General features: G+C 64.3%; 13 protein-coding genes and 1 tRNA gene. 8 read left to right on the forward strand and 6 right to left on the reverse strand.

All coding sequences use genetic code 11. The annotated features are described in order from the left end of the window. The first annotated feature begins 16 nt into the window (after nucleotides 1-16). From AC3RCE_RS15895 to AC3RCE_RS15910, 4 genes are all read left to right on the forward strand, one after another. Nucleotides 17-92, forward strand: a tRNA-Asn gene (locus AC3RCE_RS15895). A 138-nt stretch (nucleotides 93-230) separates the two neighbouring features. Continuing rightward, nucleotides 231-986 (forward strand): leucyl/phenylalanyl-tRNA--protein transferase, encoded by a 756-nt coding sequence (aat, locus tag AC3RCE_RS15900; RefSeq protein ID WP_492253449.1) that lies wholly within the window; start codon nucleotides 231-233, stop codon nucleotides 984-986. Beyond that, nucleotides 983-1,741 (forward strand): arginyltransferase, encoded by a 759-nt coding sequence (locus AC3RCE_RS15905; RefSeq protein ID WP_492253450.1) that lies wholly within the window; start codon nucleotides 983-985, stop codon nucleotides 1,739-1,741. Before aat ends, AC3RCE_RS15905 begins: the two co-directional genes overlap by 4 nt. A gap of 56 nt (nucleotides 1,742-1,797) precedes the next feature. Continuing rightward, nucleotides 1,798-2,628, forward strand: coding sequence for an IclR family transcriptional regulator (locus AC3RCE_RS15910; protein WP_218294503.1), 831 nt, complete (start codon nucleotides 1,798-1,800; stop codon nucleotides 2,626-2,628). 154 nt (nucleotides 2,629-2,782) lie between these two features. Here the strand turns inward: AC3RCE_RS15910 and pbpG are convergent, their stop codons facing one another. From pbpG to AC3RCE_RS15940, 6 genes are all read right to left on the reverse strand, one after another. Further along, nucleotides 2,783-3,862 (reverse strand): D-alanyl-D-alanine endopeptidase, encoded by a 1,080-nt coding sequence (gene pbpG, locus AC3RCE_RS15915; RefSeq protein WP_218294502.1) that lies wholly within the window; start codon nucleotides 3,860-3,862, stop codon nucleotides 2,783-2,785. Nucleotides 3,863-3,978: 116 nt separating this feature from the next. Continuing rightward, entirely contained in the window at nucleotides 3,979-5,517 is a 1,539-nt protein-coding gene (locus AC3RCE_RS15920; RefSeq protein ID WP_218340965.1) for a 2-isopropylmalate synthase, read from the reverse strand. Between the two features lie 209 nt (nucleotides 5,518-5,726). Beyond that, a complete protein-coding gene (pssA, locus tag AC3RCE_RS15925; RefSeq protein WP_218294500.1) occupies nucleotides 5,727-6,560 on the reverse strand; it encodes a CDP-diacylglycerol--serine O-phosphatidyltransferase in 834 nt (277 codons plus the stop codon). Between the two features lie 273 nt (nucleotides 6,561-6,833). Further along, nucleotides 6,834-7,850 carry a ketol-acid reductoisomerase gene (gene ilvC / locus AC3RCE_RS15930; protein ID WP_218294499.1) on the reverse strand — a complete coding sequence of 339 codons (1,017 nt, stop codon included), beginning with the start codon at nucleotides 7,848-7,850 and terminating at the stop codon, nucleotides 6,834-6,836. Between the two features lie 79 nt (nucleotides 7,851-7,929). Next, nucleotides 7,930-8,421: an acetolactate synthase small subunit gene (gene ilvN, locus AC3RCE_RS15935; protein WP_218294498.1), complete on the reverse strand. Its 492-nt coding sequence runs from the start codon at nucleotides 8,419-8,421 to the stop codon at nucleotides 7,930-7,932. 143 nt (nucleotides 8,422-8,564) lie between these two features. Beyond that, nucleotides 8,565-10,358 (reverse strand): acetolactate synthase 3 catalytic subunit, encoded by a 1,794-nt coding sequence (locus AC3RCE_RS15940; RefSeq protein ID WP_369642750.1) that lies wholly within the window; start codon nucleotides 10,356-10,358, stop codon nucleotides 8,565-8,567. 294 nt (nucleotides 10,359-10,652) lie between these two features. On the opposite strand from AC3RCE_RS15940, the gene AC3RCE_RS15945 reads away from it, so the two are divergent. From AC3RCE_RS15945 to AC3RCE_RS15960, 4 genes are read left to right on the forward strand one after another with little or no spacing between them, the layout of a single operon-like run. Next, the gene (locus AC3RCE_RS15945; protein WP_218340964.1) at nucleotides 10,653-11,222 is read left to right on the forward strand and encodes an RNA polymerase sigma factor; all 570 of its coding nucleotides are present in this window, start codon (nucleotides 10,653-10,655) and stop codon (nucleotides 11,220-11,222) included. Beyond that, nucleotides 11,219-11,677 (forward strand): DUF3619 family protein, encoded by a 459-nt coding sequence (locus AC3RCE_RS15950; protein ID WP_218294495.1) that lies wholly within the window; start codon nucleotides 11,219-11,221, stop codon nucleotides 11,675-11,677. Before AC3RCE_RS15945 ends, AC3RCE_RS15950 begins: the two co-directional genes overlap by 4 nt. A 20-nt stretch (nucleotides 11,678-11,697) precedes the next feature. After that, nucleotides 11,698-12,588 carry a DUF3106 domain-containing protein gene (locus tag AC3RCE_RS15955; RefSeq protein ID WP_218340963.1) on the forward strand — a complete coding sequence of 297 codons (891 nt, stop codon included), beginning with the start codon at nucleotides 11,698-11,700 and terminating at the stop codon, nucleotides 12,586-12,588. Nucleotides 12,589-12,640: 52 nt separating this feature from the next. Continuing rightward, entirely contained in the window at nucleotides 12,641-13,195 is a 555-nt protein-coding gene (locus tag AC3RCE_RS15960) for an RDD family protein (protein ID WP_492253451.1), read from the forward strand. Nucleotides 13,196-13,198 lie beyond the last annotated feature (3 nt).

Here is a 13,198-nt window from a genome sequence, read left to right on the forward strand (position 1 = left end):
TTTACATACCGATCATTCCTCGATAGCTCAGTCGGTAGAGCGCCGGACTGTTAATCCGTAGGTCCCTGGTTCGAGCCCAGGTCGAGGAGCCACTCAGAAAGCCCACCATGCCCACGCATGGTGGGCTTTTTTGTCGCCGGCTTCATCCGCGCCGCGCACGCCCGGGTTGCCGGACAATAAGCCAGTCTCTTTGTCGTTGTTGTTGTTGTTGTTTACCCGCGCACCATCCCATGCCCCCGCAATTGCCCTGGCTGGAACCCGAAGACCGTCTGCCGCATCCCACGACCGCATGGGGACCGCAGGACCCCGCACCCGGGCTCCTGGCGGCAGGTGGCACGCTGGCGGTGGCGCAGTTGCGGGCAGCATACGCCCAGGGCACCTTTCCCTGGTACGGCCCGGGGCAGCCCATCCTGTGGTGGGCCCCCGATCCCCGCATGGTGCTGCCCACCGCGGAGTTCAGGCTGCACCGCTCCCTGCGCAGGACGCTGCAGGCATTCCGAACCGATGCAGCCTGCCAGATCCGCGTGGATCATGCTTTCCGGGAAGTCATCACGGCCTGCGCCACCAAGGAACGCGATGGCCAAGCGGGCACCTGGATCGTGCCCGAGATGATCGAAGCCTACATCCGCCTCCATGCGGCAGGGTATGCCCACAGCGTCGAGACCTGGGTTGAAGGACGGCTGGTGGGCGGCCTGTACTGCGTGGCCCTCGGCCAGGCAGTCTTCGGCGAATCGATGTTCGCCCACGCCACGGACGCATCGAAGATCGCGCTCGCGGCCCTGGTGGGCCTGTGCCGCCACCACGGCGTTGCGATGATCGACTGCCAGCAGAACACGCGCCACCTCGCCTCCCTGGGAGCCCGGGAGATTCCCCGCGCGCAGTTCCTGGCCGAGATCCAGAAGACCCAGCACCTTCCGCCACCGCCCTGGGCCTTCGACCCCGTATACTGGAACGGGCTGCTGCCCTCCACCGTGTCCACGGCATGACGCAACTCAACGACCTTCCACTGCAAACCCTGCAGTTCTATGCGACAGCCCCCTACCCCTGCAGCTACCTGCCGGAAAGACAGGCTCGGTCGCAGGTGGCCACGCCCAGCCACCTGATTCAGAGCGACGTGTATTCCGACCTCGTCGCCAAGGGGTTCCGGCGCAGCGGCATGTTCACCTACCGTCCCTACTGCGATGGCTGCCAGGCCTGCACTCCGCTGCGCGTGCTCGTGAATGAGTTCCAACCCGATCGAAGCCAGCGGCGAGCGACCGTTCGACATGGCGGCCTGCAGGCGCGCGTGCTGCGCCTGTGCTTCGTGCCCGAGCACTACCAGCTCTACCTGCGCTACCAGAATGGCCGCCACGCGGGCGGCGGCATGGACCATGACAGCATCGACCAGTACACCCAGTTCCTGCTGCAAAGCCGGGTGAATTCGCGCCTCGTGGAGTTCCGCGAAACGGATGCCAGCGGCGAGCCCGGCGCGCTCAAGATGGTGTCCATCCTGGATGTGCTCGACGACGGGCTTTCCGCGGTCTACACCTTCTACGAGCCCGAGCCCCACTGCAGCTACGGTACCTACAACGTGATGTGGCAGATCGCGCAGGCGCGCTCCCTGGGGCTCCCCCATGTCTATCTGGGCTACTGGATCGAAGCCAGCCCCAAGATGAACTACAAGGCCCGCTTTCACCCCCACGAAGTCCGCACCGATGGCGCGTGGCACCGCGCCGGCCGCCATGCGGAACAAGGCGCCTGAATGCAGGATTGAATTTCACAAGATAAAATGCTGCGGCCCTCATTGCATCGCCGCCCATGAAAAAAATCGATCCCAGCATTCCTGCCAAACCCAGCGTTCAGGTGCTTGAACGCATGTTTACGCTGATCGATGTGCTGGCGTCGCGCGAGGAGGCGATCTCCCTCAAGGAAATCAGCGAGAAGACGGGGCTGCACCCCTCCACCACGCACCGCATCCTGAACGACCTCACGATCGGCCGCTTCGTGGACCGGCCGGAATCCGGCAGCTACCGGCTGGGCATGCGCCTGCTGGAACTGGGCAACCTCGTCAAGGCGCGCCTGAGCGTGCGCGATGCCGCCCTGACCCCCATGCGCAACCTGCACAAGCTGATCCAGCAACCGGTCAATCTGAGCATGCGGCAGGGGGATGAGATTGTCTACGTGGAGCGCGCCTACAGCGAGCGCTCGGGCATGCAGGTGGTACGCGCCATCGGCGGGCGCGCCCCCCTGCACCTGACATCGACGGGCAAGCTCTTCCTGGCCCTGGACGATCCCCAGCGCGTGCGGGCCTACGCCACGCGCACCGGGCTGGCGGGACACACGCGCAACAGCATCACCCAGCTGCCCAACCTTGAGCGCGAACTCGCCAAGGCACGGCAGTACGGGATTGCCCGCGACAACGAGGAACTGGAGCTGGGCGTGCGCTGCATGGCCGCCGGCGTCTATGACGACCAGGGCAAGCTGGTGGCGGGTCTGTCGATATCGGCCCCGGCGGACCGGCTGGACGAAGGGTGGCTGCCCAAATTGCAAGCCACGGCCAACGAGATCTCGCTCGCGCTGGGCCACGTACCCACCAGCACCGAGGCATCGGCATCCAGCGAAGCCGGCTTGCGCGCAGGCCTTCGCTGAGCGGCGCACCACGACCCCAGAAGCCACCACGCATGAAATGAAAAAGCCGACACAGGCGGGCAATGCCTGGTCGGCCCATGGATGATCAATGCGCTTCGATGGCACCACGGCCCCGGCGGGGCCGCTGGCGCGGGAAGCTAGCTGCCGCTATCGGCTAGCCATTGCTTCCGGCCCGGGCCTGCAACGGGGTCGCCAGGGATGGCATCGACTCCACCCAGTGGCGCACGCGCTCCGCATCCCCCAGCCGGCTGAACTTGCCCGCGGAATCCAGAAACACCATGATGAGCTTGCGCCCGGCGATCTGCGTCTGCATCACAAGGCAGCGGCCCGCCTCGGAGATATAGCCCGTCTTTTGCAGTCCGATATCCCAGGTGGGGTTCTTTACCAGCCCGTTGGTATTGTTGTACTGCAGCGTTCTCGGGCCCACGGCCACCTCATAGCCCGGAGACGTGGACAGCTCGCGCAGCAAGGGATCGCTGTGTGCCACATTCACCAAGGTGGCCAGGTCCCGGGCGCTGGACTGGTTGCGGCTGGACAGCCCCGTGGGCTCCACATAGCGGGTGTCGGTCATGCCCAGCAAACGGGCCTTGGCGTTCATCTGCGCCACGAAAGCCTCCAGGCCACCAGGGTAGGTACGGCCCAGCGCATGCGCAGCCCGGTTCTCGCTGGACATGAGGGCCAGATGCAGCATCTCGCCCCGGGTCAGCGTGGAACCCACCGTCAGGCGCGAGCGGCTGCCCTTTTCCGTATCGACGTCGTCCTGCGTGATGGTGATCGGTTCATCCATCGGCAGCTTGGCCTGGGAAATGAGCATCCCGGTCATGAGCTTGGTCAGGGACGCGATGGGCAGCACCGCATGGTCATTCTTGCTCAGCAGGACCTCGTGCGTGTCCTGGTCGATGACCAGGGCCACACTCGACTTCAGATCCAATGGATCGTTGACCTCGTGCAGGCCCGCCATCTGCCCGAAGGACTGCTTGGCCGGCACGAACGCCACGCGGGTGGCTGCCTTGGAGGTCTTGGCCGTCACGCGCACGGCCCTGGTGGAGGCAGCAGCCACCTTGCGGGGCGCAACGCCCCGTTTGGCAGTGGCCGTGCTGATCTGCTGTTTTTTGTCCGAGGCTTTCTTGCGCTCGCCTGCGTGCGCGGCCGGGGCAGCCAGGACGGCGCTCACGGCGACAACGCTCAAAATTTGAAAGAAACGGCTCACTGCGGCGCGGTGGCGATGGTGCATCAAAGTGCTCCAAACGGTAATAGGTGTTGAGCAGTGTACAGAATCAAAAAAAGTCGCGCAAGATCAATGCCTTGCGCGACTTTCCGAGAAAGTGAATGAAATTATAAATTGTTCATTCAACCTTGTGCAGCCACCCGGTCAGCTTTACTTTGTAACTTGTTCAGCGCGCTGAGGTATGCCTTGGCCGAAGCCACCACGATGTCCGGATCCGCGCCCACGCCATTGACCACGCGGCCGCTGTTTTGCAGGCGCACCGTGACCTCGCCCTGGCTCTCGGTCGAGCCGCTGATGGCATTGACCGAGTACAGCACCATCTCCGCCCCGCTCTTGACGTGCGATTCAATGGCCTTGAGCGAGGCGTCCACGGGGCCGTTGCCTTCGGATTCGCCGCGCACTTCATGGCCGTCGACCGTGAAGACGATGCGCGCGCGCGGGTGCTCACCCGTTTCGCTCTGCTGAAAAAGGGAGACAAAGCCGTACTGCTCCTTCTCGCTGGTCACGCTCTCGTCGCTGACCAGCGCCAGGATGTCCTCATCGAAGATTTCGCTCTTGCGGTCCGCCAGCTCCTTGAAGCGGGTGAACGCCGTATTGACCTCGGTTTCGCTCTCCAGGCTCACGCCCAGTTCCTGCAGGCGCTGCTTGAAGGCATTGCGGCCGCTCAGCTTGCCCAGCACGATCTTGTTGGCGCTCCAGCCCACGTCCTCGGCGCGCATGATCTCGTAGGTGTCGCGCGCCTTGAGCACGCCATCCTGGTGGATGCCCGAGGCATGTGCGAACGCGTTGGCGCCCACCACGGCCTTGTTGGGCTGCACCACGAAACCGGTGGTCTGGCTGACCATGCGGCTGGCGGCCACGATGTGCTGCGTGTCGATGTTGAGGTCGAGGTTGAAATAGTCCCGGCGGGTCTTGACCGCCATCACCACCTCTTCGAGCGAGCAGTTGCCCGCGCGCTCGCCCAGGCCGTTGATCGTGCACTCCACCTGGCGCGCACCGCCGATCTTCACGCCAGCGAGCGAGTTGGCCACCGCCATGCCCAGGTCGTTGTGGCAGTGCACGGACCAGACGGCCTTGTCGCTGTTGGGGATGCGCTCGCGCAGCGTCTTGATGAAGTTGCCATAGAGCTCGGGGATGGCGTAGCCCACGGTGTCGGGCACGTTGATGGTGGTGGCGCCCTCCGCGATCACGGCTTCCAGCACCCGGCACAGGAAATCGGGATCGCTGCGGTAGCCATCCTCGGGGCTGAACTCGATGTCGGCCACCAGGTTGCGGGCGAAACGCACCGACTGCTTGGCCTGCTCCAGCACCTGCTCGGGCGTCATGCGCAGCTTCTTCTCCATGTGCAGCGGGCTCGTGGCGATGAAGGTATGGATGCGCGCGCTGTTGGCGCCCGCCAGGGCCTCCGCCGCGCGCGCGATGTCGCGGTCGTTGGCGCGCGACAGCGAGCAGATGGTCGATTCCCTGATCGCATTGGCGATGGCCTGCACGGCTTCGAAGTCGCCGTTGGAGCTGGCCGCGAAACCGGCTTCGATCACGTCCACCTTCAGGCGCTCGAGCTGGCGCGCGATGCGCAGCTTCTCGTCCTTGGTCATCGAGGCGCCGGGGGATTGCTCGCCATCGCGCAAGGTGGTGTCGAAAATGATCAGTTTGTCAGCCATGTTGTTCTCCTGGTATCGGTGGGTGGGGTTCCCGCAACGTCAAAAATCTGGCGCCCAAAACAAAAGGCCCGTTGCGGGTGCATACGGGCCTGTGTGGAAAAAGTGTGCGCGTGCGCTTACTGTCTCCGCCCGTGGGGAGGTAGCAGTAGGGCCAGTGCAAACGTGTTCATGCGATGCAATGTAGCACAAGTCACAACCCGCCGCCGTGGTCACTTGTGGAGTCCGCGCTCATCGGGTTCATCGGTCGACGTGCTGATCACGCTGCTGTGCTGGCCCTTGGCCTTGCGCCAGGCATAGACGCCGTAGCCGCTCAGCCCATAGCAGACGAACACGCCAAAAAGCACGATGGGGGGATGGATGTTGATGACCGCGATGCCCAGCGCTATCAGCACGATGGCGGCAAAAGGCACGCTCTTCTTCATCTGCACGTCCTTGAAGCTGTAGAACGGCACGTTGGTCACCATGGTGAGTCCCGCATACAGCGTGAAGGCGAACATGACCCAGGTGGTCTGCGTCCAGGTCAGCCACAGGTCTTCTCCCGGATGCACCCCCAGCTCCGTCATGAGCCAGATGAAGCCGGCCACCAGGGCAGCGGCGGCTGGCGAAGGCAGCCCCTGGAAGTAACGCTTGTCCACCACGCTGGTATTCACATTGAAGCGCGCAAGGCGCAAGGCCGCGCAGGCGCAGTACACGAACGCGGCGATCCAGCCCCAGCGGCCCAGGCCCTGGAGCGACCACTCATAGGCGATCAGCGCGGGCGCCGCTCCAAACGAGACCATGTCGGACAGCGAATCCATCTGCTCGCCAAACGCGCTCTGCGTATTGGTCATGCGCGCCACGCGCCCGTCCAGGCTGTCCAGCACCATGGCGCAGAAGACGCCCACCGCCGCCATGTCGAACCGGCCGTTCATGGCCATCACGATCGAATAGAAACCACCGAACAGGGCCGCCAGCGTGAACAGGTTGGGCAGGATGTAGATGCCTTTGCGCCGCTTGCGCACCATCACACCGGGGTTGTCGGTGGATTCATTGCCGTCATGCATCAGATAGACCTCCAGCGCTTGCCTATATTGCGCAAGCTGCTATTAAATTTATAGTTTTCAACCCTGACCCACGGAACAGGCGGCGCGCCGCACGCGCAAAAGGCGAAGGCCGCAGTGTAGCGCCTGCCAACATGGCGTCCCGCCAAAGGAAGCGCCCCAGCCCCCCGCGCAGGTGAGCGCGCGCCCAAGTAGCGGGTGGGCTTTGCGCCAGGGGTTGGCCCGGCAACAAAAAAGGCCACTGTGAAGTGGCCTTTTCGTGCTTCGCACAGGAGATCAGTTGCGGGTCTGGTCGACCAGCTTGTTCTTGGCGATCCAGGGCATCATGGCGCGCAGCTTGCCGCCCACCACTTCGATGCTGTGGTCGGCGGTGTTGCGGCGGCGGGCCGTCATGCTCGGGTAGTTCAGGCGGCCTTCCTGGATGAACATCTTGGCGTAGTCGCCGTTCTGGATGCGCTTCAAGGCATTGCGCATGGCGGCGCGCGACTGCTCGTTGATCACTTCGGGGCCGGTCACGTACTCGCCGTACTCGGCGTTGTTCGAGATCGAGTAGTTCATGTTGGCGATCCCGCCTTCGTAGATCAGGTCCACGATGAGCTTGAGTTCGTGCAGGCATTCGAAGTAGGCCATCTCGGGGGCATAGCCGGCTTCGACCAGGGTTTCATAGCCCATCTTGATCAGCTCAACGGCGCCGCCGCACAGCACGGCCTGCTCGCCGAACAGGTCGGTCTCGGTTTCTTCCTTGAAGTTGGTCTCGATGATGCCGGCCTTGCCGCCACCATTGGCCATGGCGTACGACAGGGCCAGGTCGCGGGCCTTGCCGGACTTGTCCTGGTGCACGGCCACCAGGTGGGGCACGCCGCCGCCCTGGGTGTAGGTGTTGCGCACGGTATGGCCAGGGGCCTTGGGAGCGACCATCCACACGTCCAGGTCGGCACGGGGCACGACCTGGTTGTAGTGCACGTTGAAGCCGTGGGCAAAGGCCAGCGAGGCACCCTGCTTGATGTTCGGGGCCACGTTGTTGGTGTAGACCTCGGCGATCTGCTCGTCGGGCAGCAGGATCATGACCACGTCGGCGGCCTTGACGGCGTCGTTCACTTCCATCACGTTCAGGCCGGCCTTGCCAACCTTGTCCCACGAGGCACCGCCCTTGCGCAGGCCGACCACGACCTTCACGCCGCTGTCGTTCAGGTTCTGTGCATGGGCGTGGCCCTGCGAGCCGTAGCCGATGATGGCAACGGTCTTGCCCTTGATCAGGCTCAGGTCACAGTCTTTGTCGTAGAAAACTTTCATGGGTTGCTCCGGTTGAAATGCGTTGTTCGGGTTGAAAAATAAAACGGGGTATTGTCCTGGAAAGCGCTCAGGCGCCTTTTCAGACACGCAGGATGCGTTCGCCTCGGCCGATGCCGCTGGCACCGGTGCGCACGGTTTCCAGGATGGCCGTGCGGTCGATGGCCTGCAGGAAGGCATCGTTCTTTCCCTGGTCGCCGGTGAGCTCGATGGTGTAGCTCTTCTCGGTCACGTCGATGATGCGGCCACGGAAGATGTCGGCCATGCGCTTCATCTCCTCGCGCTCCTTGCCCACGGCGCGCACCTTCACCATCATGAGCTCGCGCTCGGTGTAGGCGCCTTCGGTGAGGTCGACCACCTTGACCACCTCGATGAGGCGGTTCAGGTGCTTGGTGATCTGCTCGATCACGTCGTCGGAGCCCGTGGTCTGGATCGTCATGCGCGAGAGCGATGGATCCTCGGTGGGCGCCACGGTGAGCGATTCGATGTTGTAGCCACGGGCGGAGAACAGGCCCACCACGCGCGAGAGCGCGCCGGGTTCGTTTTCCAGCAGAACGGCAATGATGTGTTTCATGATGAAGAGATTCCTCTTTTCGCTGCCCTCCCCCGTACACGGTAATGCACGGGCTTGGCAGGCAATAGATTCGTCAAAAAGTGATAGCTATCAAATTGATAGCTGCTTGCGCTTGCCAATCAAGCGCTGGAGCCCGATTTTGCTTAAAGGTCTTCCGACCCCAGCAGCATTTCGGTGATGCCCTTGCCGGCCTGCACCATCGGGAACACGTTCTCGGTGGGGTCGGTGCGGAAGTCCATGAACACCGTGCGGTCCTTAAGCTTGCGCGCTTCGCGCAGCGCGGGCTCCACGTCCTTGGGATGCTCGATGAGCATGCCCACATGGCCGTAGGCCTCGGCCAGCTTCACGAAGTTGGGCAGCGCGTCCATGTAGCTGTGGCTGTAGCGGCCGGAGTACTCGATCTCCTGCCACTGGCGCACCATGCCCAGGTAGCGGTTGTTCAGCGAGCAGATCTTGATCGGCGTGTTGTACTGCAGGCAGGTGGACAGCTCCTGGATGTTCATCTGCACCGAGCCTTCGCCCGTGATGCAGAAGACCTCGGAGTCCGGCTTGGCCAGCTTGATGCCCATGGCGTAGGGAATGCCCACGCCCATGGTGCCCAGGCCGCCCGAATTGATCCAGCGGCGCGGCTCGTCGAAACGGTAGTACTGCGCGGCCCACATCTGGTGCTGGCCCACGTCGGACGTGATGTAGGTGTCCGCATCCTTGGTCATGTTCCACAGCGTCTCGACCACATACTGTGGCTTGATGACGTCGCTGCTGCCCATGCTGTACTTGAGGCAATCGCGCTTGCGCCAGCCTTCGATGGTGTCCCACCAGGCGGCCAGAGCACCCGCGTCAGGGCGCGTGCTGCTCTCGCGGATCATGGAGATCAGCTCGGTGAGCACGTCCTTCACGTCGCCGACGATCGGGATGTCCACCTTCACGCGCTTGGAGATGCTCGACGGGTCGATGTCCACGTGGATGATCTTGCGGTCGTTCTGCGCGAAATGCTTGGGGTTGCCGATCACGCGGTCGTCGAAGCGCGCGCCCACGGCCAGCAGCACGTCGCAGTTCTGCATGGCGTTGTTGGCCTCGATGGTGCCGTGCATGCCCAGCATGCCCAGGAACTTGCGGTCCGACGCGGGATAGGCGCCCAGGCCCATCAGCGTGTTGGTGACCGGATAGCCCAGCATGTCCACCAGCGTGCGCAGCTCATTGGTGGCATTGCCCAGCAGCACGCCGCCGCCGGTGTAGATGTAGGGGCGCTTGGCAGCCAGCAGCAACTGCAGCGCCTTGCGGATCTGGCCGCCGTGGCCCTTGCGCACGGGGTTGTACGAGCGCATTTCCACCGACTGCGGGTAGCCGCTGTAGGGCACCTTCTTGAACGAAACGTCCTTGGGCACGTCCACCACCACGGGGCCGGGGCGGCCGGTGCGGGCGATGTGGAAGGCCTTCTTCATCGTCATGGCCAGATCGCGCGGGTCCTTGACGAGGAAGTTGTGCTTGACGATGGGGCGGGTGATACCGACCGTGTCGCACTCCTGGAAGGCGTCCAGCCCGATGGCGGGCGTGGGCACCTGGCCGGAGATGATCACCATGGGGATCGAATCCATGTACGCCGTGGCGATGCCGGTGACCGCATTGGTCAGGCCGGGGCCCGAAGTGACCAGGGCCACGCCGACTTCGCCGGTGGCGCGCGCATAGCCGTCGGCGGCGTGCACGGCGGCCTGTTCGTGGCGCACCAGCACGTGCTGGATGGTGTCTTGCTTGTAGAGCGCGTCGTAGATATAGAGGACGGCGCCGCCAGGATAGCCCCAGATGTACTGGACGTTCTCGGCCTGGAGCGACTTGATGAGGATCTCGGAACCCATGAGGTCCTGCGAGCCGGAAGCGGGAGAAGCATTGCCCTGCGTGGCAGCGGCAGCTGAAGTGAGTTCAGCCTTGGAGATTTCCATGATCGATCAACCTTTGTGAATTTCTCTGACGAAAAACCTTGGGTGCCCCTCGCACGCGCTCTTGTGAAGCCAGCTTGGAACTTGAGGCCAAGGACATGGGCGGGATGATTGCCGCGCCGGACCGTGACCCGTTTGCCTTTTGAATTGCAGCAGCGATTATCGCACTGCAACACATGTAAAACCGCAGGCAGCCTAAAAAAACCCCGGCGGATGCGATAATCAAAGGCTCCACGTGCCGGATAGCCACATTTTTGCGCTCTCACCGGCACCGATCCCCTCCCGGGCTGACCCGTCTTGGCAACCGAACAAGAACTCTCCGACTTCCTCAAAAGTGTAGAAAAGCGCGCTTTCAAGCGTTCGGTCTACCACGTTCGCAATGAGGAAGCGGCGCTCGACATCGTGCAGGACAGCATGCTCAAGCTGGCGGAGCACTACGGCGACAAGCCGGCGGCGGAGCTGCCCATGCTGTACCAGCGGATCCTGTCCAACTGCACCCTGGACTGGTTCCGGCGCCAGAAGACCCGCAATGCACTGTTTTCGAGCATGAGCGACTTCGAGGGCCCCGGCGAAGATGGCATGGATTTTGATCTGCTGGAGGCGTATTCAGGACCGGATGGTGGAGAACGGGCGGAGAGCGCCGAGGATCTGACCCGCCGGGCGCAGATCTTCCGCGGTATCGAGGCTGAAATCGCCGAGCTTCCGCCACGTCAACGGGAAGCGTTCCTCATGCGTTACTGGGAAGAAATGGATGTTGCAGAAACGGCGGCCGCCATGGGCTGCTCCGAAGGCAGTGTCAAGACGCACTGTTTTCGTGCCATACAAACCCTCAGCAAGGCACTGAAGGCCAAAGGAATCGAGCCATGAACACTGTACAGACCCCATCGACACAGGCAGAAGCTGCGGCAGAGCGCTTTGCGCTGCGCGTCGCGTCGCGGTTGTCCAGCGGCACCGCCGAATTGCCTTATGACATTTCCGAGCGGCTGCGCGCCTCGCGCGTGCAGGCGCTGGCCAAGCGCAAGAAAGACATCGTGCCGGTGCGCCTGGCGGCCCCTGCGGCCGTCATCCACGGCGCGGGCGGCAGCGCCACGCTGGGCCGCGGCGGCAGTGAAGGTGGTGGCTGGTGGAGTGCGCTGGTTTCCGCCGTTCCCCTGATGGCCCTGGTGGTGGGCCTGGTCGTGATCAACATTGCCCAGGACGAAAGCAGTGCCAATGACGTGGCCGAGGTGGATGCCGCGCTGCTGACCGATGATCTGCCACCCGCAGCCTACGCAGACCCGGGCTTCGTACAATTTCTCAAGACCTCCGCGCAGCCGAACTGAGCTGCCCGACACCGTACTGCATGCACCCAAGCCCTTCTGACGCTTCCCCCGCCCTGCCAGCCTTCGTGCTGGCTTTGGCGCTCTTGGGCGTGCTCGCGGCGGTGGGTGGCCAGGTGCTGGTGCAGATGCGCATGGCACCCGGCACCCTGCTGCCCGCCGGCGCGGAAGCGGCCGTGGCCAGCCCCAACAACGCGCGCTCGCCCACGCGCCATGGCACCTCGATGGTGCCGCAGGTCGAGACCGGTCCGGGCTGGGAGACCTTGACCACGCCCCAGAAGCTGGCGCTGTACCCGCTCGCGGAGCGTTGGGCGCTGATCAGCGAGGCGCAAAAACGCCGCTGGCTCGCGCTGGCGGCCAATTTCTCCGCGCTCCCCGAGGAAGAACAGGCCAAGTTCCACGACCGCATGGCGGACTGGGCCAGCCTGAGTGCCCAGCAGCGCAACCAGGCCCGGCTGAACTACGCGGTCACCAATCGCCTCGCCCCCGACGACAAGCGCGCCCAGTGGGAAGCCTACCTGGCCCTGTCCGAGGAAGAAAAACGCGCCCTGGCGGCCCGTGCGGCGCCCAAGCCCAAGGGCGCCGCCACGGCGCTGCGGCCCGTGTCGCCCAAGAAACTGGCCCAGGTGCCAGCGGCCACGCAGGCCAACCCCAGCCGTCCGAATGCGCCCAAGATCCCCCCCGTGCTGGACCACAGCCTCCCGCGCGTGGCAGCGCCGGTGACGCCAGCGGCGCCACCCGCATCGGGCGTGCCCACGCAGAATCCGGCCTCCACGGTGGTGGAGACCGCGCCCATCTCGGTGCCCGTGGCGGTTCCGGCGGCGCTGGCACCGCTGGGCGCAGGCTCCGCGGAAGCGCCCGCCGCCCCGGCTCCCATCGTCACACCCGACAATTCCGGCCTGTATCCTCAGTAGACCGCCGGCCGGCCTTTCCCGCCTTGCTCCTGCCTCGCTTTCGCCCCCTGGAATGACCGCCTCCCCTCCCGCCCGCACGCCGCAGGCCGCCCCTTCCTCCCCTGCGCCTTCAGCCGCCGGCATCGGCGCGACGACGCCCAACCTGTGGCGCCGCATGGCGTGCTGGCTGTACGAGGGCATGCTGATGTTCGGGGTGGTCTTCATCGCAGGCTACCTGTTCGGCACCCTGAGCCAGACCCGCCACGCGCTGGACAACCGGCATGCCCTGCAGGCCTTCCTGTTCGTGGTGTTTGGCATCTATTTCACCTGGTTCTGGGCCAAGGGCCAGACCCTGGCCCAGAAGACCTGGCTCATCCGCGTGGTGGACACCGCAGGGCGCCCCATCACCCAGGCGCGCGCCCTGCTGCGCTACCTGCTCAGCTGGGTCTGGTTCCTGCCGCCGCTGGCCGCCTACCTGTTCGGCGTGCCCGCCCTCGAGGTGCTGGTGCTGCTGTTCGGCTGGGTCGCCATCTGGGCCATCCTGAGCCGGTTTCATCCCCAGCGGCAGTTCTGGCATGACGCGCTGGCCGGCACCCGCCTGGTGCACTTCGAGCTGCCAAAAAAGTAGCCC

Source organism: Acidovorax sp. GW823-FHT05D11, assembly GCF_058795695.1.

Excerpts from the sequence above, each read along its gene's own strand:
- aat (WP_492253449.1), top strand. The coding sequence starts at position 231 with ATGCCCCCGCAATTGCCCTGGCTGGAACCCGAAGACCGTCTGCCGCAT.
- AC3RCE_RS15905 (WP_492253450.1), top strand. The coding sequence starts at position 983 with ATGACGCAACTCAACGACCTTCCACTGCAAACCCTGCAGTTCTATGCG.
- AC3RCE_RS15910 (WP_218294503.1), top strand. The coding sequence starts at position 1,798 with ATGAAAAAAATCGATCCCAGCATTCCTGCCAAACCCAGCGTTCAGGTG.
- pbpG (WP_218294502.1), bottom strand. The coding sequence starts at position 3,862 with ATGCACCATCGCCACCGCGCCGCAGTGAGCCGTTTCTTTCAAATTTTG.
- AC3RCE_RS15920 (WP_218340965.1), bottom strand. The coding sequence starts at position 5,517 with ATGGCTGACAAACTGATCATTTTCGACACCACCTTGCGCGATGGCGAG.
- pssA (WP_218294500.1), bottom strand. The coding sequence starts at position 6,560 with ATGCATGACGGCAATGAATCCACCGACAACCCCGGTGTGATGGTGCGC.
- ilvC (WP_218294499.1), bottom strand. The coding sequence starts at position 7,850 with ATGAAAGTTTTCTACGACAAAGACTGTGACCTGAGCCTGATCAAGGGC.
- ilvN (WP_218294498.1), bottom strand. The coding sequence starts at position 8,421 with ATGAAACACATCATTGCCGTTCTGCTGGAAAACGAACCCGGCGCGCTC.
- AC3RCE_RS15940 (WP_369642750.1), bottom strand. The coding sequence starts at position 10,358 with ATGGAAATCTCCAAGGCTGAACTCACTTCAGCTGCCGCTGCCACGCAG.
- AC3RCE_RS15950 (WP_218294495.1), top strand. The coding sequence starts at position 11,219 with ATGAACACTGTACAGACCCCATCGACACAGGCAGAAGCTGCGGCAGAG.
- AC3RCE_RS15955 (WP_218340963.1), top strand. The coding sequence starts at position 11,698 with ATGCACCCAAGCCCTTCTGACGCTTCCCCCGCCCTGCCAGCCTTCGTG.
- AC3RCE_RS15960 (WP_492253451.1), top strand. The coding sequence starts at position 12,641 with ATGACCGCCTCCCCTCCCGCCCGCACGCCGCAGGCCGCCCCTTCCTCC.